Here is a 21766-nt window from a genome sequence, read left to right on the forward strand (position 1 = left end):
GCTTAGGCAAATTGTGATACGATTGACCATGTTTTCACGTAGCAATTGACAGTGAGTAAACGTTGCTAGTGCAAAACCGTGCTGCGCAATCCCGTTTGCTGTTATTTTTTCTGTCTTTTTTGATTTTATTTTCGAGATGCATTGATATTTATGCCTAAGAAATTTATTCGACGTTTTTTGCCAGATCACCAAAGCATTAAGCAAAACAAAGCGTTAAAAATATTTGGTAGCGTATTGCACGAACCTAATTTATGGCACCTGAACCGTCGCTCTGCATCTGGCGCGTTTGGCATAGGCTTGTTTTTTGCCTTTTGGCCTGTGCCGTTTCAAATGTGGCTTTCTGCAGGTTTAGCTATCCCTTTTCGAGCAAACCTTCCCTTGTCTGTCGCAACAGTCTGGGTAACAAATCCATTTACCATTCCCCCTATATTTTATGGGGCTTACAAAGTGGGTACTACTGTACTTGGGACCAAACCTGAGCATTTTGAATTCCAGTTTAGCTGGCAGTGGGTGGTAGAAAGCATTAACACCATAGGGCCCGCTTTTTTGGTTGGTTGTGGTATTTGCTCTGTGGTTTTCGGATTGGCAGGTTACTTTTCCTTAAACTGGGTATGGCGCTTTCAAGTGAAAAAAGCGTGGGAAAGACGCAGACAAATGCGTAATCAGACGGCTCAATAACAAAACCCCGTAGAGCAAATTTCAGCAAGAGTAAATAGCAGCATTTGCTTTCGATAAGACATAAAAAACGCCACATCTCATTGTGGCGTTTTTTTTGGTTTTTATCGGAAGTGAGACTTAAGAGTTCCTGTGTTTTGCACTTGAACTGCGTTAGGCCGAGGCTCACTATCTAAGGGGCTTCTGCCTAACTGCATTCTTAGCGTTTAGTGCACAGGTCTATTTTTCATGCTCAGCGAGGAAGGCAACCAACGCAGCTTCATCCCACACGTCTACATCAAGCTCTTGTGCCTTGGTTAATTTAGACCCTGCCTTCTCACCTGCAACTAGGAAGTCAGTGTTCTTACTCACTGATCCCGCCACCTTAGCACCAAGTAACTGTAGCCGCGCTTTAGCATCTGAACGCCCCATTTCACTAAGCGTACCGGTTATAACGCAGGTTTTACCTTCGAGAGGCAAGTTACCCGAATCAGGCTTTTCAATGGCGGGCCAATTGATTCCTTCATTTAGAAGTGCGTCAATCACATCGGTGTTATGCGACTCGTTAAAGAAGTTGAATATATGGGTAGCTACCACCTCGCCCACATCCTGCACTTCTACTAAAGCTTCTAATGAAGCTTCACGAATCGCTTCTAAGGTTTCAAAATGCGCAGCTAAGTTTGCCGCTGTCGCTTCACCTACTTCACGGATCCCCAATGCGTATAGGAATTTGGCAAGGGTGGTCTGTTTTGATGCTTCTAAAGATGCCAAAAGCTTGCTTGCAGACTTCTCAGCCATACGCTCTAAGCCAATAACGTCACCTAAAGCCAGGGTAAAGAAATCTGCGGGGCTGTGCACAAGATCAGCATCTACTAATTGATCAACAAGCTTATCGCCCAGACCATCTATATCAAACGCTTTGCGCGAGGCAAAATGTTTGAGCGCCTGTTTGCGTTGCGCTGCACAAATTAACCCACCAGTACAGCGAGCGACTGCTTCATCCTCAAGCTTTTCAACCTGCGAGTCACACACAGGGCACTGGCTTGGGAAACTAATGTCAGTTTCACTACCCGTGCGATTTGCTTCAACCACAGAAACTACCTGAGGAATAACATCACCGGCGCGACGAATAACAACAGTGTCGCCAACTTTAACGCCCAATCGGGAGATTTCATCCTGATTATGTAGTGTGGCATTTGATACGGTTACGCCACCTACAAAAACAGGCTCTAAGCGCGCTACCGGTGTAATTGCCCCAGTTCTGCCTACTTGAAACTCAACGTCCACCAGTTTGGTTACTTCCTCTTGCGCAGGAAATTTCTGTGCAATCGCCCAACGCGGTGCTCGGGCTACAAAACCAAGGGTGTTTTGCAATTCAATGCGGTCTACCTTAAAGACGACGCCATCAATGTCATATGGCAAGTTGTCGCGCTTTTCCAGGATATGATTGTAGTAATTTAAACAACCCTTACCGCCTTCTGCTGTGTCGATATCTGGACATAGTGGCAGCCCCCATTTACCCAATTGTGCAAGTCGCGCACTGTGGGTTGAAGGTAAATCAAAGCTTTCTGGTTGTACTACGCCTAGTGAATAAGCATAAAACATCAGTGGGCGTTTAGCGGTGATTTTCGAGTCTAACTGACGCAAACTTCCGGCTGCGGCATTGCGCGGATTGGCAAAGACCTTACCGCCCGTTTCTTTTTGATGTTCGTTTAATTTTGCAAAGCCATCTCGCGGCATAAACACTTCACCACGAACCTCGACGCGGTCTGGATAGTGATCGCCGCGAAGGGTTAAAGGTACATTTGAAATAGTACGCACGTTAGCAGTGATGTTTTCGCCTACCTGACCATCGCCCCGCGTTGCAGCGCGAACTAATTCACCGTTTTCGTACAAAATACTCACGGCTAAACCATCTAACTTAGGCTCACAGCTAAAGTCCAAAGTAGCAGTATCTTTAAGCCTGTCTTTTAAGCGCTTCTCAAATGCCAATAGAGACTCTTCATCGAAAGCGTTATCTAGCGACAGCATAGGCACGTCGTGTGTAACTTGCTCAAATGCAGAAAGCGCAGCACCTCCCACCTTTTGACTTGGTGAATTTGGACTATGTAACTCAGGATATTGTTTTTCAAGCGCTATTAGCGCCTGCATATCTCTATCATAAACGGCATCGGGAACCGAAGGGTCGTCTAGTACATAGTACTGGTAATTGTATTCATTTAACGTGTTGCGAAGTTGAGCAACTTGTTGCTTTGCTTGTTCTAAAGAGTCTGACATGGAGTTGTTTTCACGCCGTATAAATAATTAAAAGTTTTACAATTTGTTGCTTAGGTTACTTAACCCAAACGACCTTTTGTTTCAAATGAGACATTAAACCGCCGTTTTTTTGGTCGGCTAGTATAATTTGCAGCCTCGCTGTAGCGCTATTTAATAGAAAAGGACCTGGGTATGAGCCAAGTCCTTTCTATTACGATAACATGTACGCTATCACGCAAGCACGTACAAAGCGTGCGATATAAACAGTTGAATAGCTTGCGTTAGCTGCGAGCAATCATACGCTTGCGTTCAAATTCACGAATTTTTTCAACGTATTGCTGTAAGCCCTGTTTAGTTAACACACTTCGACGACCATCTAAAACCTGAGCACCAAACTCGTCCGCTAGCTTACGCGCCGCGTTGTGCATCATATTGAATACTTGATGAGGGTCGCCTTCAATGGGCAATATCATAAACAAAGATACACCTTGGGTCTCAAAATTTTCCAGATTATCAATATCAAAAACACCAGGTTTAAACATATTGGCTAGGCTAAATAATACAGGCCCTTTGCCATTGGAATTTACGTGACGATGGAAGATATCCTGGTCGCCAAACTTAAACCCTAGTGTAAGCAACATAGGTAAAAGCGCAGCACCAGAAATAGCCTCACCTTCAGGTGCTCTTACGTTTAACACCAATACTTCGGGTTCAACGCTAGATGACTTTGCTGGCTCAGATGAGCTAGTTGCAGTGTCGCTGTGTGTATCATTTGCACTAAAGCTCTCTTCACCAAATTCCGGGTTACCCCGCTCGCTGGTGTCGAAGTCGATGCGCATTTGGTCATCGCCAAAATTAGGCTCTTCCCGCTTCTTGATCGGTGTTTTGCTTCGCTTATTACGTGTAAAACGTCGCGGCTGTTCATTTTCTTCCTGGCTATTCCGTAATGAAGATGAATCTTCTTGAGCGTCTAAGCTAAAGTCAGCCACTTCTCGCTCGTTTTTAGCCGGTGCTTGAACCGGTGCTGGTTCTTCTTCAAGCGTAGGGTCTACATAAAACTTTTGCGCAGGACGAACGGGTGCTGCTGGCGCCTGTGCGGGTTGTGCCGTGGTTTGATTATCAGAGTAACCGTTGTCTGAGCCATTCGAGTTGTTCGGCGCTGAATAAGACACCTCTTGTGCATTTTCTTCGCGCTGTGTTTGTGGCGCTGACTGAGCTTCATCGTCGCCTTCTCGAAGCAAGAAACCAGGAGGCTCAGGGAAGGCAGCAACGTTGTCATCGCTTTTACTTGTTGCGGTATCAATCGAGCGAGCCTGCCCTTTCATGTGTGGCTTGGGGTTCGTTACCACTGAACCATACAGCTTGGGCGCTTCTTGAGCGTCTTCTTTTTCGCGCTCTTTTCCATCCTGTTTTTCGGCTGGCGACATCGACGAATTATCATTGCTACTGGCATTAGCGTGTTCTTCGCCAGCATCGTCTTTCTGGCTATGAATGTCACTCGAAGAGGCATATTGAGAAGAGTGATTGCTCTCATCGTTACTGAATTTTTGAGCGTCGCTGCCGTTATCTGGGTTATTCACCGAGTCATCATACGACATGCTAGAAGCTGCATTTTCTGCTGCGCTGCTCTCATCTGCTCTATTAGGTGAGTTTTGCGAATTGCTAACCACTCGAACCGCACCAATGCCAAGTTCATCAAAACCTTCCTGTGGTTCGGATTCTAATTCGCCATCATCCTCCTGCCATTGACGGGGCTCTAAGCGCTCTTTTTCCGAAGGCTTACCGTTTTTACGAATTTTCCAAATACCGTGGGCAAGCACAGCAATGATAAAAACCGTGCCTCCAAGGAGTAAAAATAGACGTAATTGATCTTCCATTTAATTTCTTTCGCCCTTTGTTATGCTTCTGCGAAGGCTACAGCTTCGTCAACGTCTACCGCTACCATACGTGAAACTCCAGGTTCCGCCATAGTAACACCGGTTAAGTGACTAGCCATTTCCATCGCTATTTTATTGTGGGTGATATAAATAAACTGCACTGTTTGTGACATTTCTGACACTAAGTTACAAAAGCGCCCTACATTTGCATCATCCAATGGTGCATCTACTTCATCCAGCAAGCAAAATGGTGCCGGATTCAATCTGAAAATAGCAAACACCAATGATAAAGCGGTTAATGCTTTTTCTCCACCGCTTAAGAGGTGAATCGTACTATTTTTCTTACCAGGGGGACGAGCCATTATCGTTACCCCTGTCTCTAGTAAGTCGTCATCGGTAAGCGCAAGGTATGCTGACCCACCGCCGAAGACTTTAGGAAATAACATTTTAAGGTCTTCGTTAACCTGCTCAAAAGTGTTTGAAAAGCGCGTGCGTGTCTCTTTATCAATTTTTCGAATAGCGGACTGCAGAGCTTCCAACGCATCGGTAAGGTCGTTGTGCTGTGTATCCAAATGAGACTTTCTCTGTGACTGGGTCTCATATTCTTCAACCGCAGCTAAATTTACCGCTCCTAAACGCTGAAGGTTGGCTTGCGTTTTTTCAAGGTCTTCTTGCCAACGCTTTTCTTCAGCCTCATCTGGTAAGGTTTCTAAAATGCTTTTTAGTGATTGCTGTGTTTCGTCAAGCTGTTCTAGGATCGTATTTGCGCGTACCCGATACCCTTCAATATCAATGTTTAGTTTATCGATATTTGTCTGTCGGGTTTGTATGTCTTTACCTAGAGCCTGATGCCCTTTTTCGGCTTCTCGCAACCACTGTTCAATATCTTCAAGGCTGCGCTGCTTAGCGCTTTTTAGTTGCTCTAACTCAGCCTTATTCTCTAGCAGAGACTGAAGCTCTGCTTCCTGAATTTCTTCCGGAGACGTAAGATGCGCTAGCTCTTTTTGCAATCTTTCTTTGCTTTTTATGTATTCTTCACGCTGCTCAAGGTTACGCGTAACCTGCTGTCTATATAAGTTTTGATGATTTTCAAATTGCTGCTTTTTTAATGCAAGCTCATGATTTTGCGACGTTAATGAATCAACTGAGGCGCGTAATTCTGATGTGGTTCGCTCATTTTCCTCACGTTTCGCATTAACTTCATCAATATGCACTTCGTATTCAAGAATGTGCGCTTCTAGAAGTTCTAACTTTTCAGAAAGTTGCGCCAACTGCTCTTCTTCTTTGGCAAGCATTAACTCTTGTTTTGCCAATTCATCATTAAGTTTGGCGCTGCGAGTAGATTGCTGCTCTTGCTGCATTTCAAGTAAAGAAAGCTTGTTTTTAATCTGAGCCCGTTGATTTTCTTTTTCAGCTAAGGCGTTTTGAGCTGTATGCTTTCGAGCTTCGCATGCTTCAAAAGCTTGCTTCGCTTCCTCAATGGAATGCTCAACTTCTTCAATGAGACTTTCAATAGCTTCAATATTATCTGTAAGCGATTTAATTTTGTTAGCACGCTGTAAAGCACCGTCATTCACCTCACCCGGTTTAACGACCCAATGGGAGCTGGCCCATAAACCTGAGGGTGAGATTGCGCTAGTAAAGCCTTTAACATCGCTTTTCATTTCGCTATCAGTTAAGCGTTCCACCTTATTTGCAAGATCTTCATCGTCTTCACAAAGGTAAATATCATCAAAAAATGCGGGAACCTGTGCCGGTGAAGTGTTTCTACCGCCAAGCTCGGTTAATAAAGCATGGGCTAAAGAGCCGGCTTTTGCCGAACTTACGAACAGGCTTTCGGTGTACACCTTTACGCCTGTGGGCAGACGCGCTTTGTTTTTCAAAAGCTCTTGTATGACGTAGTTTTTCGCAACTAAAGGGTCTCTAGCGTGCTGTAATATAGCTTCGATACAGGGTGCAAGCTTTTGGCTTGAGCTAATTTGTTGCCAAAGCTTTTCTATACCCTCTAATAGCGTATCTTCAAAGTTAGAAGCGTCTTTCTGAAGTGCTTCTAATGCAGATTTGGTGGATTGGGCGGTTTGCAGCTGACCCTGCGCCTCACGATGTCTCGCTTCAATAGTTTGCACTTCAGCATGCTGTTTTTGCTGTTTCTCGCTAGCCGTTTGAACCGCTTGTTTACCTTCATCAATATCAAAATCTAGCTCGTTTGCTTGCTCTTCTAACAATGCTATTTGATCTGAGTAGTCTTCGTCATCGAGCTGTTTTAGCTCGTCTTGCAGTTCGCTAATACGCTGGGATGTGCGAAGCTGCATGCTCATTGTGGACTGAATTTGACTATGACACTGTTGCACGTCTTGTCGAAGCTGGTTGTACGTCTGCTCTTGCTCACGAGCTTTTGCGTTAAACTCTCTTAGCGACTGCTCTACGTCTTCAAAACGCGCTTTTGCATGTTCCAGCTCAGCTTCTTTCAGTACAAGCTCTGGTTCAATGTTTTCAAGCGCCTCGTTTGACACAGCAAGTGCTTCCTGCGCTTCATCAATAGAGTGGTTTAGCAACTCATGCTGTTCGTTTATCCGCGTTAACTCTTGCTCTATTTGCCCTTTTCGCTGTTTCGCATGCAGAGCGTTTTGCTCTAATCGCGTGATTGCATTGCTTGTGGTGAATAACTGCTGCTGCAGATCATCAATGACTTGCTTGGTCTCAACTTGCTTAGTTTTATACGACTCAAGCCCGGCTTCATCACCTTGTAACCTAGCATTCAAATCGTCGACTTCTATTTGCAGTGTTTGCTGCTGCTTTTGCAGCGATTCAATATGTTCGCTATTTTTAAGAAATCTAATTGCCGCAAGCTGACCCTTCAACTCTCTGGCCTGTGCGCGCAATGTTTTATAGCGGGTTGCAGCGGCAGCTTGTCGCTGTAATTTTTCCAACTGCTTGCCAAGTTCATCGCGCACATCGTTTAAACGTTCCAGGTTGTCTTGCGTGTGCCTGATGCGATTTTCTGTTTCTCTGCGACGCTCTTTGTACTTTGATATACCCGCAGCTTCTTCAATAAACACGCGCAGCTCTTGTGGCTTAGATTCAATAAGCCGTGAGATCATACCTTGTTCGATAATGGCGTAAGAGCGTGGTCCTAGCCCTGTTCCTAAAAACAGATCGGTAACGTCTCGTCTACGACATTTGGTACCGTTGAGGAAGTAAGTTGACGTAGCATCTCGAGTTACTAATCGTTTAACCGACAGCTCGTTGTAGTTAGCAAATTCGCCTGCGATCCGCCCTGCACTGTTATCGAAAACAAGTTCAACGCTACATTGCCCCACGGGTTTTCGTGAAGATGAACCGTTGAAGATCACGTCTGTCATCGCATCGCCGCGTAGGTTCTTCGCTGAACTTTCACCTAATACCCAGCGAACAGCATCAATAACATTGGATTTACCACAGCCGTTCGGCCCAACAATGGCAGTCATTTCCCCGGGAAATGGAATAGTAGTCGGCTCAACAAAGGACTTGAAGCCCGCAAGCTTTATCTTCTTAAGCCTCACGCATCATCCCTCTGATATACAGAGTTGCCGGACGAAATCGTCATAGCTTCAGCCCAATACCCCTTGATGGGATGCTGAATTAGCGGGTGATATGGAAATGATGTAATCACACAGAAGATTCTTTTGTTATTATGTTTCGACTCTACCAAAACTAACAGCTTGTAACAATTACCATTTCGGCGAGTTAGGCACAGAACGCACCAAGGGCGTATGATAGAGTAAATAGTTAATAAACAAAGCGTTTAAAATAACGCGAAGGAGTATGAATGAGTTCAGGTGGTGTACATTATTTCTTTGAAGGCTTTTCGCTTATAAAGACGAAAGGGCTAAAGCGTTTCGTGTTTGTGCCCCTCACTATAAACCTTGTTCTGTTTTCCGTTGCTTTTTATTTCCTGTTCGGCCAAATAGAAATGGGCATAGCCTATGTTATCGACCTTGTACCAGAATGGTTAGGCTGGATAAAAACGGCCATCAGTTTCTTCTTATGGCCTTTAGCGGTAATTAGCGTGTTACTCATTTTCGCACTTATATTTGGCACCTTGGCCAACTGGATTGCCGCGCCTTTCAACGGCGTGTTATCAGAAAAGGTTGAGCGCCATTTAACGGGCCAAGACTTGGGTGATGAAGGCGTTATGTCGTTGGTAAAAGACATTCCGCGCACTGTAGGCCGTGAATTGACTAAACTCATTTGGTATTTACCTCGCGCCATCGGTTTTTTATTGCTGTTCTTTTTCCTACCTATTATCGGTCAAGTGCTTTGGTTCTTATTTAACGCTTGGATGATGGCTATCCAGTATTGTGACTACCCTTATGATAACCACAAGGTAGATTTCACTCGAATGCGCTTGCACCTGGGCGAACACAAAGGAAAAGCAATGACCTTTGGTATGATGGTCAACGTGTTCTCGCTCATTCCCGTGGTGAACTTTATTGTTATGCCAGTAGCAATTTGTGGTGCAACATCTATGTGGGTAAGAGAGCTAAAGCCTACGCTTCGAGGGTAGCGAGAAATAACCCATTGCAGTACCTGTGAAGTTGGTTGTTGAATAGAACTATAGCGTAATCGAAAAAGAAAGTGCGGCTGCTTATTTAGTGCCGGTAAATGCTTCGTACTCAGCTAGCCAGTGGGCCGCCTCTTTTCGATTGCCGCTATTGTGAAAAGCTTGGAAGAAATTCATTGAGATGGGCCGCTGCGCATTTTGCTTTTCAAGCTGTTGCTGCCAAAGCACCAGATATAAAGGCGGGATCACGCCGCTATCGTGGTGCTCCATAAACGTAATACGTCGGCTAGGTTTGTAGCTATTAAGCCCCAACACTGAACAGGTTTTAGCGCGAGCAATAATGGTTGCGGGGTCTATCGACAGCCAATTCTCTACCGTTTCATGTGGTGCATACCAATACTCAGTATCTACGACAACGTTGGGCGGTCTGAAGTCTTCAATTCCATCTTCATCGCACAGCTTATTTGCCATCCCCTTGCCAATGGGGTATTCGTCAGCAAAGCCAGCAAAATGGGCTAGTTCGTGCACAAATACTGAATAAGCGTCACTAATATCCAAATACATTACACCGTTTTGAACATTCGCTTTGCCCTGCTCCGCCACTACTACTGCATGGCTAAATTTACGCTTTTTGGCGATATTGGCTAACGGAGTTATATTGCAACCTAAGATACCCGCCCTTTTATAGTTAGCGTCGCAATCCAGCACATCGGTTTTGAGCCAAATAGGCGGAGCTAAACAAATAGAAAGGTTTTTAAGGCGCGAATCATTGTTATATGACTGATAAAGTTCGTGCGCTCGCATGATGGTCGCCAAGCTCGTAGCGAAAGGTTGAACACGCTGCAGGCAATTTTCTTTACCCTCCCAATTGAAAGTGCCAGATTGCCTTGTTGCTTGCGCCACTGAATACGGAGAATAAAGTTTAATGGCCTCTAGCGCTTTCTCCGCCTGCTGATGGCCTTTTTTCGCCGCAAAATTAAAGTGCGACTTAGCTTCTGAGAATTCACCCTCGCCCCATAAAAGCCTTGCGTACTTAAACGCGCTTTGCATGTCTAAGGTTGCTGTAGCTGCCAGCAAAGGCTTAGCTAACTTCTGTTGACCGTGAAGTAGATACCAATCGGCCAGTGCAGCCTGTGCAGGCAAATAGTCTTGTGACGCTGCGCGTATCAGCCACCTTTCTCGCTTTTCTGGCGAATCGGTAGACATCGCGAAGGCTAGTTGTGCTTCCGCTACATCGCCAAGTGCTGCTAAGCGCATAAAACGCTCTGAAGCCCCCTCTTCGCCTAAGATTTGGTACAACAGCCACGCAGCGTCGGCATTTTCTAGATTAACAAGCTTCTCCAGAAAATAGGTCGCTGTTTCTTGGTCAATGGAACCTTTAGAGGAAAAGCCGTTGTTATATGCGCTCTCGAATATCTCGAGCATGTGGGCTTGGGCAATGTCACTACCCTGCTTTGCAGCCAACCAAAGCAGCGCTAGCGCGTTATCTCGTGGATTGTTTTCAAAAGTAGTATCAGTTTTATTTGGGGCGATAGTATCAGACTGAACGCTATCAGATGTGCCAATTTCCTCAACTTCTGCTAAGGCACTATTTAATATGGCGCCATCTACGTTTTGATGTGATGGTAATAGCACGCTAATTGCGTTAGAAATAAGTTGGGGGGCATAGCGCCCGCTATCGCCCGCAACAATAAGCAGTGCGAAGACTGCTAAAAATAAGCCTCGCATAATGCCTTGCGCTTACTCTTCACTAGCTACATCGTTGCTAGCTTTATCGCGCAAACGGTTTAGCTCCATTCTTGCGTAACGATGTTCTACGTAGTCGAACACGTTTGTACTTAGCGCAAGCTTGAAGTAATTAGATGCGATGCCGCTATTTCCGCGTAAAGAATGAAATTTACCTAAGTAAAAATACGCTTCACATAGACGGTCAGTTAGCGCTTTTTGGCTTTTAACACCGTTAAGCAATGAGTTAAGTACATCGTTTTCATCAACAGTACCTAAAAACAAATCCACCAGCGAAGTTGCCCAATGTTCGTTGTCTAGCGTAGGACGAATAGACGCTAAGTAAGTTTGGCCTTCCATTTCTGACACATCGTAATGAGCGAAGTAAGACCACAGCGCACGAAACGGATCGCTGTTATCTTTTTCAAAAAAGCGATTAAGGTCGCTAGTTGCAAGTTCTGCACGGCCACCGTAGTAAAGCGCGATGCCACGGTTTAAGAACGCGAAATCGTACTCAGGGTTAATTTCCAACGTAGAGTCAAATGCGTCGTAAGCCTGAATGAAGTCACTCTGCTGGATATAATGAATACCCATAGAGTTATAGGCTTCTGCTAGATCAGGCTTTAAATTAATGGCCTGGGTGTAATCGAACTGCGCTAAACCGGCAAGGCCCACACTGTCGTAAAGCATGCCTCGTTGAAAATGAAGTTCAGCTTTATCTTCATCTGAAAGCGCCGGGCTAGTTAGCACTTGATTATAACGCGCAATCGCCATCTCAGAACGAGGATTAATAGGTGCAGGCTCGGCTAGAAGCAAATTTCCCATTTGTGGTCTTTCTGAAACAGGGGGTGTTTGCGCACAACCGGTTAAAATAGCAGCGAATAGAGAAAAAAAGATGAGACTAACGTTTCTGCACATGGTAAAAAAGCATTCTATAAAAAAAGAAAAAACCGCCTGAGCATATAATATACGCTTGTCCGCGGCGCTAATGCCGCCAACCTTCTCGCATTTGATGATAAAAGTAAAGCGTATTGGGTGGTTAACACAGGTAGCTATGAAGAAAAATAATTTAGAACAACTATCACAACTTGCTTTTAACGCACAAAAAAATTCTCATTCACCCTATTCCAATTTTAAAGTTGGCGCGGCTGTACTTACCCCTAGTGGAGAGACCTTTGCAGGGTGTAACGTAGAAAGCGCGGCCTTCCCTTTAGGCCAATGTGCTGAGGCCACGGCCATCGGCAATATGGTTACGCAAGGTGAAAAACGCATTTCACACATTGTTATTGCCAGCCCGAACGATGAATTTTGTTTCCCGTGTGGCGGCTGTAGACAAAAAATTGCTGAATTTGCGCCAGATGAAACCCCGATAACCATGGTTAGTCAAAGCGGAGAAAAGTTTGAAACCACAATTGGTGAATTACTCCCCAATGCCTTTAGGGCGCACGATTTAGACAAATAGGTTTATCAACCATACCTTGCAATAAACGAGGCTCAGGCAGTTTTCACTTCTACCAGCCTCGTTTTTGATATCTTATAAAGCAGTGATGGCAGGTTTATAGCCCGTTTGTGAAAAGGCGCTTTTGCAAAAGGTAGTACACTGTGTTGTACCAGAACTTGAGAATTAGCGCATGGTAGAATTGTTGTTTGCATGTTGTTCCCCCTTTTTTCACTAAACGGAGGAACTTAATAAAAGGGGTGAAAATATTTATTGTTTTTCTACAATTGCTTTTGCAGTTTTTATAGCAAGCTTGGCAACCTTCTAATCATTATTTTCATCTTGGCGCTTATTCAGCTTCGCTGCTGCCATAAAACCAATAATAAAAATGGCGAAGATAACCACGCCTACCCAAATCAATACGTTAAAAAGAAAGTCCATGTCATTTCCTAATCACAGTTTTATGATTTAACTTTAACATTTATTTGACTGAGTAGGCGAATTAGATCATCCAGCCTATTTACTTCATAAACTATGTTATTGAGATTTTTCTATACCAATAGCCATTACAGACTGACCGTCTTTAATGGCTGGCATTTGATTAACCATCATAACCGTGCCATCAACAGGCGATTTGAGGGATTCAACTAAATTACCAAAATAGTCGGTGACCTTACCTATGTCTTGCCCAGTTGACACTTTTTCGCCTATCTCCACCGAGGCCTTGAAAAAACCGGTTTTTGAGCTTTTAGGGTATTTAATGGTTTCGTAGATAATTGGCTCAGGGTGCGGTTTTGACTGTTCTGGCAACATCTTTAAAAAATACATAGCGTTCTTAGCCACCTCTAGCGCTTTTTCTACAGACTCTTCATCTGTTTGCGCTAAATGCCCTATTTCGGTAGTAAGACCAGGTTTTCCCCTTGTCATAGCTGTGTTAGGGTAAGAAATTGAATTGTTAGGATCTCTTGGGCGGTCGCCATACATAACAATATGCTGCATGCCAGTTGCTTTCGCGAACTCAAATGTTAAAGCGTCAAGTTCCTCGTCGCCCACAAAAGGAGAATACACATGATTCAATAACGTTTGGTTTGCACTGCCAGAATGCATGTCTATTAAAAAGTCAGCTTTGCCAATAAACTCTCTGGTTAGCAACTCAGCAATTTGTTCTGTCGGTGTGCCATCTGCGCTCCCTGGAAACTCCCTATTCAGGTTTTTCTCATCTTTAGGGTTTAACGCAATTCTATTTGCATGGAACCCATCTAAGTTTGCCAAGTGCAGTACAACCAACACACCGCTCATCTCATTAGGATTAAGGTTTTGCTGAAGTTGTTGTAAGGCGTACATAGACGGGAACTCATCACCATGAATACCGGCGGTAAGTAGCAGAACTGGACCGTCGCTTTTTCCGTTAATAACGGTTACTGGCAGGGTAATATGCTTTTCAGTAGCAAGGTAGGACGCTTTTTCACCCGTTTGTGTGGTCACGCCCATCAATTCATAAGGTTCATTTGCGTTAGCATTAAGGCTTAACGCGGAACCTAGGGAAACAAGAACACCGGCTAACGCTTTCTTTTTAAACGACATACTTAAAAATTCATTAGAAAATAACGCACTAGTAAGCCAGAATGTTTAAAGATAATCAATAATGAGTATTTTAAAGCACCTTTTAGTTTAGCTTTTTACCTAAGCTTATTTTCTAGAAGCTCCTGCAACGGCTTTGGCAAGACATCACGGGCTTTACGTGTGATCTTAACTTCATTTTTTTGCCACAATATTCCTATATACACCACGCCTAAACCAATAGCCGTTAAAGCAACAGGAAAAAGCCAACTGTCTCTAAACACATTCGAGGCCAAGTGCCCTAAATAGAAACAGCTGCCTAACGCGCCAAATATCACAAATACTTTTCGAACCAATAATGCGCCTAGCCCAACCATGACAAGGTTTATACAAAGATAGAAAAACTTTGAAAGTTCGCTGTCTGAGTTTTGGCTAGTGAGCCCGCCCCAAAACGCAATAACGCCGAATAAATATAACCAAAATGCGTAGTCGGCAGTGTGCCTTGACCGTAAGTCAACCCAAAAAGCCAGTAAGGTCATAAACATGCCGAAGTACATGGATACTTGTGCGCGGAATTCCCATGTGTATGAATTCCACATGTTGTCTTGGTCGATGAGAAGCATGACAGCATCCATACTGATGTACCACAGTGTTACTGCTATAGGCATTATCAAAAATGGATACTTGTACCGCCAAGCTACTATCATGCCGGTCACCAATGTGCCAAGTTCCATGTACAACCACAGCCATTTAACGCGTGTATGAAACTGACGATAGACTGCATCGTCCTCGGGCCAAAGGCCAAGCCACTGTTGAAAACCGTAGATAGCAAGCGGTGTTAAACACACTACAAAGGTTGCGCAAATACCGGCAGGAATAATAAGGTTTTTATTTGCTAAAGAGTTAGTAAGTTTTATCCCTACACCAGCGTAGAGCAATGATATGAAGATTATCCCCAGCCCCCCAAACTGTTCCCACCCTAAATTCATAAACAAAGTCATGGCGCCAATAGCGATAAGGCCGCCTAGGTAATAGAGAATGTGGGTAAAGGTGAAAGCGGGAGTATGCTGGCTTTCTGCCTGAAAGAAGCTGTAGAGGTCAACGCCTTGCTGTTCAGAGATGATCTTCTTCGCTACTGCTTTTTGAATATTTGCTTTCGTTACTTCCATGTACTTCTCTGAATTAGCTTGTAGAAATTAGAACTTTTACTTTACTGGGTTATAAGTAAAAAGCCAGCCTAGAGAAGTTACAGAGTATTACTCGTTGCTTTTTCGTAAGCCTTCTCAGATTTGTTCCACGTTAAGTGGCCAAAAGCGATACCTGCAATGGGAAAAATGATCAAAGCAATGATTGGGCGTACCCAAATATTCTGTGATGGTTCAATAAGTTCAATCAATACGGACCAGAGGATAGCCGTTGTGACACCCCACCCCAAAACACCGTTTACTAAAACAAAGCGCTGCTTTCCTTTCTCTCGCGTTTTTGCCCACTTTTCCATGTTCATCGTTATACCCTTTTGTAAAATTAAGCAATCAGCGCAAGGCAGACCAAGACAACGGCTAAGCTAACAAAACCAACAGCGAAAGTTCTTCCTTCGTCTCTACCCGCTCGCGGATATTTGCCAAAGGTTAGAAGCTTAAGCACCACATGGCCTGTACCAGTTATCACGAAGTCAATAATTGCGTCTACGACTATCCACTTTAGTATTCGAAGTATAAAGCGGCCCAGCGGTTCTAAAACGTCTTCCATAACTTTAATGCTCTTAATTGCTTTTATTAAATAGCGCTTTTATTAAACAGTCGCTGTCTTTTAATGTTGTCGCTAACGAAGCACTTTAATCAGCCTTCTCGTTCTTCTAACGGCAAGACTATAAGCCAATTTCACCAATAAAAATTAAGGCCCACATAGCCAACACAGCGACAAAATTGATGGTAAACACCATACCACGCAATCTAATATTATTGGTAAATATTTGAACAATGCTGTGCAACACTCTGCCAATTACAAATACCCAAGCCAAGTAGATTTGCACACTGTCTATTGGCTCATCCATTGCGATAAGCAATACAATGGCAATGTAAAAAAATAATGGCCACTCAAATTGATTGCTTAGGTTAGCGCTGATTTTAGGCAAAATATTGCTAAAAGGGTTTGAACCATCTTTGGTCTGCCCCACCCCCCACACAACCGGTGCGCGAGCTATGGTGAGTAATGCGTAAAGTACAGTACAAAGAAGTAAATGCGTAAATAGCGGAAGTATTAAGCTGGACATATTAATGAGCTACACGTCCACTTTATATTTCAAATCAAGGGCTTCATCACCTGTCATTCCGCGGAAACCCCACTGATACTTTTCTTGTTCTTTGATCGTGATCTCGATATCTACAGGCGAAATTTCTAACTCTAGTTCAATTTGTTTAAACAATGTTTTTATCAGTGACTTTTGCGTGTGTATTTCTCGCCCTTTCATCATGTTTATTTCGATAACTGTGTATGCCTCGGTTCTACCGTCAGGGTAAAAGAAGTCGTCTTTTGACAGCGGCACAAAGCGATGCGCTCTTTTATTTTCAGGTAAGCCTAAGACTGATTGCATACATGAATGAATAACATCTGATAGCTTGCGTTTTATTGGGTTTAATTGTTCGTCTATGCCATAGATTACGATCACGTTGCCGTCCTTTGCGTTTATTGTATTGCTAACGGAGTTTTAGTTATTTTTCATACCCGTTCTACATCGAGTATTTTATTTTTCCACTTTAACGCAAGTTAACCTCAAATATGATTTCACTTTCTTTTTCTATAGAACCATTTGGACCAAAAAGTATGCTGTAGTAACGCACACGTTCATTTAACGCCTCTGCTATTAGCACTCCAGTTAATGCAGGTTGCGGCCAAATTGAATTGTGTGCAGAAATCATTTCGGACCACCTTCTGGTTAAAAGCTCTTTATAACCACCATTTTTCCATTCACCCGGTATATCACTCCATTCTGCACAAGTAATTAGCACTTTTAGCGGGGCTGAAAGGCAACATAACTTTCTCATTTCGTGCTCAGCGTCGAGCGCAACATTTTCCGACTCAATGAAAATCAGTGGAACATCTGTTCCATTTCTAGATTTTCGACAAAATGTATAGTCGATTTTGAAGAGCTCTTTTTTGTAATTTAAGCCCATTTTACGAGAAAGCGGCTCTAAAATAGTATCCTCATAAAGGCGAGTACGATTCCTCGATGTCTTCCAAGACTCATTGAATTGGGAAACAGGTAAAGCTTCTAAACTTTTAACGAAGGAAGATCTAAACTCATTCCAAAGTAAGTGCAGTGCCATTTAAATCCTTATGTTCAGTGCGAATAAGACAGGTATAAAATTTATAACTTTGTAGCGAGACAAGCCTGTCTTGTTTACTCATTTGTTTAGCTAACGCAATGGTGCTAAAAGATGTTTGTTAGCGTTACGCTCACTCGGTAGTTACCTATTATTTTTAATTGGAAATTTACCTTTAATTGCAAACCAAATACCTGGAAAGCCAAAAGCGAAAAAGAATAATATCGCATTGAATAAAGATGGTTCAGATCTCTTGCCTGATATTAACTCACCATTTCCTAGTTGCCCTAGTAAATACCAAATAGATAACCCAAATACAGTTAACCCAATTACTCGACCTAAGTAATTACGTAACTTTCCAGTAGTGGTACACATTACAAAAATGGTTAAGCAGAAAGCACCAAACACATAAATTCCGATTGGCTTACTCATTTCTGGCGCAATTAAAATCATAACAACACCAAACAACCCTGTAATACTACCGAGTAATATTCTAGATAAAGGACTTAACCCTTTGTTTAGGACATATTGACCAGATTTGTACATACTTTCCCTGTAACCCTAATTCTCCATAAAGAAAGGACAATGCATGGCTATACTTAGCGAAGAATGAGCGCCAGCCATACTTTAAACAACTTTACTTAACATGCCAGGCATAACTTGAAAAATCAAAACTGTCCCCGAATACAAAAATGTGACTACACAAAAATGCCCGCCTTGTTTAGCCGCCTAAATAGCCGCGCCCAAACGACCTACCATTCAATATCTTTTGTCTGTAAACACATGAACAACCACTCGTGCTTTTCATCACCATAGCCGTTGATAAAGTTCGAGGAGGAATAGTAAAACCGCCACCAAAGAGATGCTAAACATAAGAAAGCTAGAGGGATAGAGCTTTTAAAGCGAGTGTTCATTGCTCGGCTCTATAAAATCATGAAAATCGAGTAGATTAACAGCCAAAGAATCTGGCAGCCGTAACTTAGGCGTTGATAAAGCCCAGGTACAGTTTTTCGTTCAAGGGATTTGGCTAGTTTATAAGAAAAGAAAACGCAGCCTACAACGCTCAATACAGACAGAAGCCTCAGCGGCCAAGAATAGTAGCTAGAGAAGGTAACAATCAGCGGCGCCAAGATAAACGAAATTAACATTATTAGCCCTGTCCATGTATGGATTTTACAACTTTTCGAAGGTGTTGTTGTATATGGGTCGGCGTCCATTGGGAAGTAGCCACAAACCCAAGTACAGATGCCATGTATTATTGTCATTGCACCGATAACCATAGTTGGCATATGGTCTAAATGTGAGTTAATAAGGTAATACCCAAACAAAGCGAATAATAAGCTCAATGGGTAATTATTGATTGCAGGAGAGAGTTTCTGTGTTGGGCTTCCAAATGCACCAAGTTCACTACAAAACTGCTTCGAGTGGCTGTAGTTTGGATAGAAACAAGAAGCGATATAAATACCTAATACTATCCAAATCGATGCTGCTACCCCTGTAAAAGATAAAAAGCTATCCAAACTTATGTCCTCCTTGATTTTATTGCGCTTACAGTAATTAAGCGAAGTCCCTATTCATAAGCCGAAAAACGTTTTAACTGGCTTGGTGCGGGATATTTTGCGTTATCATTTTTTTATTGCCGCTATAGTTTTCATAAAACTGCTGGTGTGCAGTATAAGAAAACGTATCGTCTCTTTTTGTGTATTGGCCAATCCAGTCTATCAACATGGGTAAATTATCATCTTGAGCTTGTTTGGTATCGTATTTATGGGGCTCCCAAGGTCTTGCTTTCGCGTTAGCAATACACAACTCAATGGGTAAATTCATAAATATAATTTCTGAAGACTGCCCCTCTACAAGCTTAAGCAGGTCTGTGTAACACCCTTCAATTACCCAAGTATCATTAGAAGCGGTAAAAGCCCGTATCTCTTGGTCCGACTCTTTAATCGGTTTTCTTTCTGGCGGGCTAATGGGTTTCCACGCAAGGGTATCGAGATCTAAATGTGCTAAACCGTGAGTTTCACACAAACGGCGCGCTAGCGTAGATTTACCAGAACCGGAATTTCCGAATATTAAAATTTTAGTCAAATCTCTGTCCCATCTTGAAGCCATTTGGTACTTGCGACAAGAAAGCTTTTAAGCGTTCATTTTCCATACTTTTCTTTTATTAACACATTAAAGTATTGAGTATCGTTTGGGCATTCTTCGCTGTTTTTGGCGAAATCGCTACTGCACCCTGGGTTGCAGAATCCAACAGTATAGCCCCTGTATTCGGCAAGCGAATCGGGCTCTACGGGTTTACCAGATCTAGGGCAGAACTTATTGATGGGCTCCATAGCTTTTCCTTTTAAATGGCCTTAAACAAACGAAACAATACCAGCACTTTACTCTTCATTAGCTATACATTGAAAGTTTAAAAGTTAAGTTCTCTTTCACAGAGGGCCACTCTGTATTTATGATTGAGAACACAACCGTATCTCTATAGCCACCATTAGGCATTTTCTGATGATTCCTAAGCACACCGTCTTGTTTTGCGCCCAAACGAGCAATAGCGGCTCGTGAAGCCTGGTTATGCCAATTCGTTCTGAACTCTACAGCGATTGCTTCGAGGCTTTCAAAAGCGTGTGTAAGAAGAAGTAGCTTACATTCGGTATTGCATGATGTTTTCTGATAGCTTTTGCTGTACCAAGTGTAACCAATTTCCACCCTTTGATTTAAAAGGTCAGCATTACAAAAGCGTGTTGAGCCAATAACCTCTCCACTCGCTTTGTCTATGACCACGAACGGTAACGATAGTCCTTTGGCTTTCTGCTCTAACGCTGTCGTAATATAGTCATCTATAATTTCAGCGTTTGGTACAAAGGTGAACCATAGCTTCCACAATTCACCGTCCTTTGCTGCGTTCACTAAAGCGTCTGCATGTTCCATTGTTAACGGAACAAGTTTTATGTTCTCAGATTCTAATTCAATATCTTCAAACCACATTTCACTCTCCATGTATGTCCGACTGCGTGTTGCTAAGCATACAATGATTCTAAGAAGTACGTTACACCTAGCGAGACAATAAGAAGCGATGCATTAGTGCTCTAAAAGGCAAACTAACCTGCCCGTACGTTCTCTCGCAAAGATGCCTGTCTAGTTTTGCTTACCATCAGTTATCTTCGAGAAACTCATTCAACTTCTGTAGATTGTATTTTATAACCATCTTGTCAATGTAAGACAGACTGCCTTTTTTCAGATGGTTACTCTTTATCACTAAAGTATCGTCAGCAACTTCTATATAACGTGATAAGTCTAAAGCCTTGAACTCTTCATAAACACTGACTAGTTCTTTATTGTTAATATCGATTTTATCAATCGTCCAAGATAGTCCATCTCGTTCAACAACGAATATAATGTTACTAAGAGTATTTTCGCTGAATTTTTCAAAGGTAACGTGAACAGAAACAAAGTTGTTTGAGCTAAAAGGAGTCCAGTATTTATTTAAGTTTGCCGTATATACAACACTACCAAAGTCTTTTAATTCAAGCGTTTTCATTAGGGAAAGCAAAAATAAAAAACTTTGGTCTTCACAGGATAGTCTTTGGTCGACGCCACCTGAACTCTTTAAGTTTAAAGGTATGCATTTTTCAGCTTCAAAGCCCACCTTCACGGTTTCTAGATAATTTTCAACAAGCTCTTTAGCTCTGTGATTTTCACCTAAGATACTTACCATTATAAGCAACAAAACGATGGGAAGAAGCCCAAGATACTTCAATAAAACTCTGCTTCTAAATTTCATAAATTCCTTTTAGCGTTCTGACTTTTCAAGAACAATCCTATATATGTAAAGCATTACGTAAAAATGCCTGTCTAGTTTTGTGTTCCGTGTGTGTGGAGTAATTATGCATCCAAGGCTTTTTGCCAAAAAACAGCGCTGCCAGCCTCTGGGTCTAGTTCGTAACTACTAAATCCAAATTTTTTATACGCCGCTTTAGCAACATCATTATTGCTCAGTACCTCAAGGGTAATTTTACAGCAACCACGTGCCTTAGCTATCGACTCCACTTTTTCCAATAATTTTTGACTAAGCCCTAGCCCTCTATAGTTTTTATGAACGCAGATATCATGGATGTTGATAAGAGGTTGGCAAGCAAAAGTTGAAAACCCTTCAAAGCAATTAGCTAATGCCGCCGGGCTGTCATCAACGTATACTAAAACACTAAAAGCGTGCGGAATATTAGAAAGCTTAGCAGTAAGGTTTTTCATAGTTGATTCTGCTAGCGGCTCCCCTCCCCCCATAGGGTCACAAGCGTATTCATTTAGAAGAAACGGGATATCCTGAGCGTGTTGTTTATTTTTATAATCAGCTTTTACTATCTCTACATTCATAATGGAACATTTTTCCTAG

At 42.8% G+C, this 21766-nt stretch carries 22 protein-coding genes; 3 read left to right on the plus strand and 19 right to left on the minus strand.

What is annotated here, in order from left to right; translation table 11 throughout:
* Positions 1–150 precede the first annotated feature (150 nt).
* On the plus strand, positions 151–678 hold the full coding sequence (locus ACYTPF_RS00415; protein ID WP_179983377.1) for a DUF2062 domain-containing protein: 528 nt from the start codon (positions 151–153) through the stop codon (positions 676–678).
* Between the two features lie 216 nt (positions 679–894).
* Here ACYTPF_RS00415 and ligA read toward each other — a convergent pair whose 3' ends face one another.
* The 3 genes from ligA to smc all read right to left on the minus strand — a co-directional run bounded on the left by ligA (position 895) and on the right by smc (position 8329).
* A complete protein-coding gene (gene ligA / locus ACYTPF_RS00420) occupies positions 895–2931 on the minus strand; it encodes an NAD-dependent DNA ligase LigA (RefSeq protein ID WP_461850806.1) in 2037 nt (678 codons plus the stop codon).
* A 260-nt stretch (positions 2932–3191) separates the two neighbouring features.
* Entirely contained in the window at positions 3192–4787 is a 1596-nt protein-coding gene (gene zipA, locus ACYTPF_RS00425) for a cell division protein ZipA (protein ID WP_461850807.1), read from the minus strand.
* Between the two features lie 20 nt (positions 4788–4807).
* Positions 4808–8329: a chromosome segregation protein SMC gene (smc, locus tag ACYTPF_RS00430; RefSeq protein WP_461850808.1), complete on the minus strand. Its 3522-nt coding sequence runs from the start codon at positions 8327–8329 to the stop codon at positions 4808–4810.
* Between the two features lie 266 nt (positions 8330–8595).
* Here smc and cysZ point away from each other — a divergent pair, with 266 nt between their 5' ends.
* The gene (gene cysZ, locus ACYTPF_RS00435) at positions 8596–9333 is read left to right on the plus strand and encodes a sulfate transporter CysZ (RefSeq protein WP_334060514.1); all 738 of its coding nucleotides are present in this window, start codon (positions 8596–8598) and stop codon (positions 9331–9333) included.
* 81 nt (positions 9334–9414) lie between these two features.
* Here the strand turns inward: cysZ and ACYTPF_RS00440 are convergent, their stop codons facing one another.
* Together ACYTPF_RS00440 and nlpI are read right to left on the minus strand one after the other, a co-directional pair.
* Positions 9415–11058: an SEL1-like repeat protein gene (locus ACYTPF_RS00440; RefSeq protein ID WP_461850809.1), complete on the minus strand. Its 1644-nt coding sequence runs from the start codon at positions 11056–11058 to the stop codon at positions 9415–9417.
* Positions 11059–11070: 12 nt separating this feature from the next.
* Complete coding sequence (gene nlpI, locus ACYTPF_RS00445; RefSeq protein WP_461850810.1) at positions 11071–11973, minus strand: lipoprotein NlpI; 903 nt, start codon at positions 11971–11973, stop codon at positions 11071–11073.
* Between the two features lie 136 nt (positions 11974–12109).
* Here nlpI and cdd point away from each other — a divergent pair, with 136 nt between their 5' ends.
* Positions 12110–12517, plus strand: coding sequence for a cytidine deaminase (gene cdd, locus ACYTPF_RS00450; protein WP_461850811.1), 408 nt, complete (start codon positions 12110–12112; stop codon positions 12515–12517).
* Positions 12518–13030: 513 nt separating this feature from the next.
* On the opposite strand, the gene ACYTPF_RS00455 is transcribed toward cdd, so the two are convergent.
* The 14 genes from ACYTPF_RS00455 to ACYTPF_RS00520 all read right to left on the minus strand — a co-directional run bounded on the left by ACYTPF_RS00455 (position 13031) and on the right by ACYTPF_RS00520 (position 21747).
* The gene (locus ACYTPF_RS00455) at positions 13031–14077 is read right to left on the minus strand and encodes a succinylglutamate desuccinylase/aspartoacylase family protein (protein WP_461850812.1); all 1047 of its coding nucleotides are present in this window, start codon (positions 14075–14077) and stop codon (positions 13031–13033) included.
* 95 nt (positions 14078–14172) lie between these two features.
* A complete protein-coding gene (locus tag ACYTPF_RS00460) occupies positions 14173–15222 on the minus strand; it encodes a DUF2157 domain-containing protein (protein WP_461850813.1) in 1050 nt (349 codons plus the stop codon).
* Between the two features lie 77 nt (positions 15223–15299).
* Positions 15300–15557, minus strand: coding sequence for a hypothetical protein (locus ACYTPF_RS00465; RefSeq protein WP_461850814.1), 258 nt, complete (start codon positions 15555–15557; stop codon positions 15300–15302).
* A 20-nt stretch (positions 15558–15577) separates the two neighbouring features.
* On the minus strand, positions 15578–15802 hold the full coding sequence (locus ACYTPF_RS00470) for a hypothetical protein (RefSeq protein ID WP_179983367.1): 225 nt from the start codon (positions 15800–15802) through the stop codon (positions 15578–15580).
* A gap of 118 nt (positions 15803–15920) precedes the next feature.
* Positions 15921–16325, minus strand: coding sequence for an MAPEG family protein (locus ACYTPF_RS00475; protein WP_461850815.1), 405 nt, complete (start codon positions 16323–16325; stop codon positions 15921–15923).
* A 9-nt stretch (positions 16326–16334) separates the two neighbouring features.
* Positions 16335–16721, minus strand: a complete 387-nt coding sequence (locus ACYTPF_RS00480; RefSeq protein WP_461850816.1) for a tautomerase family protein — start codon at positions 16719–16721, stop codon at positions 16335–16337.
* An 88-nt stretch (positions 16722–16809) separates the two neighbouring features.
* Complete coding sequence (locus ACYTPF_RS00485) at positions 16810–17379, minus strand: hypothetical protein (RefSeq protein WP_461850817.1); 570 nt, start codon at positions 17377–17379, stop codon at positions 16810–16812.
* A 141-nt stretch (positions 17380–17520) separates the two neighbouring features.
* A complete protein-coding gene (locus tag ACYTPF_RS00490) occupies positions 17521–17922 on the minus strand; it encodes a hypothetical protein (protein ID WP_461850818.1) in 402 nt (133 codons plus the stop codon).
* A 377-nt stretch (positions 17923–18299) separates the two neighbouring features.
* Complete coding sequence (locus ACYTPF_RS00495) at positions 18300–18896, minus strand: DUF998 domain-containing protein (protein WP_461850819.1); 597 nt, start codon at positions 18894–18896, stop codon at positions 18300–18302.
* A gap of 73 nt (positions 18897–18969) precedes the next feature.
* Positions 18970–19464, minus strand: coding sequence for an AAA family ATPase (locus tag ACYTPF_RS00500; protein WP_461850820.1), 495 nt, complete (start codon positions 19462–19464; stop codon positions 18970–18972).
* A gap of 56 nt (positions 19465–19520) precedes the next feature.
* A complete protein-coding gene (locus ACYTPF_RS00505) occupies positions 19521–19712 on the minus strand; it encodes a YHS domain-containing protein (protein WP_461850821.1) in 192 nt (63 codons plus the stop codon).
* Positions 19713–19770: 58 nt separating this feature from the next.
* Positions 19771–20361, minus strand: a complete 591-nt coding sequence (locus ACYTPF_RS00510) for a GNAT family N-acetyltransferase (RefSeq protein WP_461850822.1) — start codon at positions 20359–20361, stop codon at positions 19771–19773.
* Positions 20362–20527: 166 nt separating this feature from the next.
* The gene (locus ACYTPF_RS00515; RefSeq protein ID WP_461850823.1) at positions 20528–21157 is read right to left on the minus strand and encodes a hypothetical protein; all 630 of its coding nucleotides are present in this window, start codon (positions 21155–21157) and stop codon (positions 20528–20530) included.
* A 101-nt stretch (positions 21158–21258) separates the two neighbouring features.
* Positions 21259–21747, minus strand: coding sequence for a GNAT family N-acetyltransferase (locus ACYTPF_RS00520; RefSeq protein ID WP_179983357.1), 489 nt, complete (start codon positions 21745–21747; stop codon positions 21259–21261).
* Between the last annotated feature and the right edge of the window lie 19 nt (positions 21748–21766).

It is taken from the genome of Alteromonas sp. HB246098, assembly GCF_054890645.1.

Excerpts from the sequence above, each read along its gene's own strand:
- ACYTPF_RS00415 (WP_179983377.1), top strand. The coding sequence starts at position 151 with ATGCCTAAGAAATTTATTCGACGTTTTTTGCCAGATCACCAAAGCATT.
- ligA (WP_461850806.1), bottom strand. The coding sequence starts at position 2,931 with ATGTCAGACTCTTTAGAACAAGCAAAGCAACAAGTTGCTCAACTTCGC.
- zipA (WP_461850807.1), bottom strand. The coding sequence starts at position 4,787 with ATGGAAGATCAATTACGTCTATTTTTACTCCTTGGAGGCACGGTTTTT.
- cysZ (WP_334060514.1), top strand. The coding sequence starts at position 8,596 with ATGAGTTCAGGTGGTGTACATTATTTCTTTGAAGGCTTTTCGCTTATA.
- ACYTPF_RS00440 (WP_461850809.1), bottom strand. The coding sequence starts at position 11,058 with ATGCGAGGCTTATTTTTAGCAGTCTTCGCACTGCTTATTGTTGCGGGC.
- nlpI (WP_461850810.1), bottom strand. The coding sequence starts at position 11,973 with ATGTGCAGAAACGTTAGTCTCATCTTTTTTTCTCTATTCGCTGCTATT.
- cdd (WP_461850811.1), top strand. The coding sequence starts at position 12,110 with ATGAAGAAAAATAATTTAGAACAACTATCACAACTTGCTTTTAACGCA.
- ACYTPF_RS00455 (WP_461850812.1), bottom strand. The coding sequence starts at position 14,077 with ATGTCGTTTAAAAAGAAAGCGTTAGCCGGTGTTCTTGTTTCCCTAGGT.
- ACYTPF_RS00460 (WP_461850813.1), bottom strand. The coding sequence starts at position 15,222 with ATGGAAGTAACGAAAGCAAATATTCAAAAAGCAGTAGCGAAGAAGATC.
- ACYTPF_RS00465 (WP_461850814.1), bottom strand. The coding sequence starts at position 15,557 with ATGAACATGGAAAAGTGGGCAAAAACGCGAGAGAAAGGAAAGCAGCGC.
- ACYTPF_RS00470 (WP_179983367.1), bottom strand. The coding sequence starts at position 15,802 with ATGGAAGACGTTTTAGAACCGCTGGGCCGCTTTATACTTCGAATACTA.
- ACYTPF_RS00475 (WP_461850815.1), bottom strand. The coding sequence starts at position 16,325 with ATGTCCAGCTTAATACTTCCGCTATTTACGCATTTACTTCTTTGTACT.
- ACYTPF_RS00485 (WP_461850817.1), bottom strand. The coding sequence starts at position 17,379 with ATGGCACTGCACTTACTTTGGAATGAGTTTAGATCTTCCTTCGTTAAA.
- ACYTPF_RS00490 (WP_461850818.1), bottom strand. The coding sequence starts at position 17,922 with ATGTACAAATCTGGTCAATATGTCCTAAACAAAGGGTTAAGTCCTTTA.
- ACYTPF_RS00505 (WP_461850821.1), bottom strand. The coding sequence starts at position 19,712 with ATGGAGCCCATCAATAAGTTCTGCCCTAGATCTGGTAAACCCGTAGAG.
- ACYTPF_RS00510 (WP_461850822.1), bottom strand. The coding sequence starts at position 20,361 with ATGTGGTTTGAAGATATTGAATTAGAATCTGAGAACATAAAACTTGTT.
- ACYTPF_RS00515 (WP_461850823.1), bottom strand. The coding sequence starts at position 21,157 with ATGAAATTTAGAAGCAGAGTTTTATTGAAGTATCTTGGGCTTCTTCCC.
- ACYTPF_RS00520 (WP_179983357.1), bottom strand. The coding sequence starts at position 21,747 with ATGAATGTAGAGATAGTAAAAGCTGATTATAAAAATAAACAACACGCT.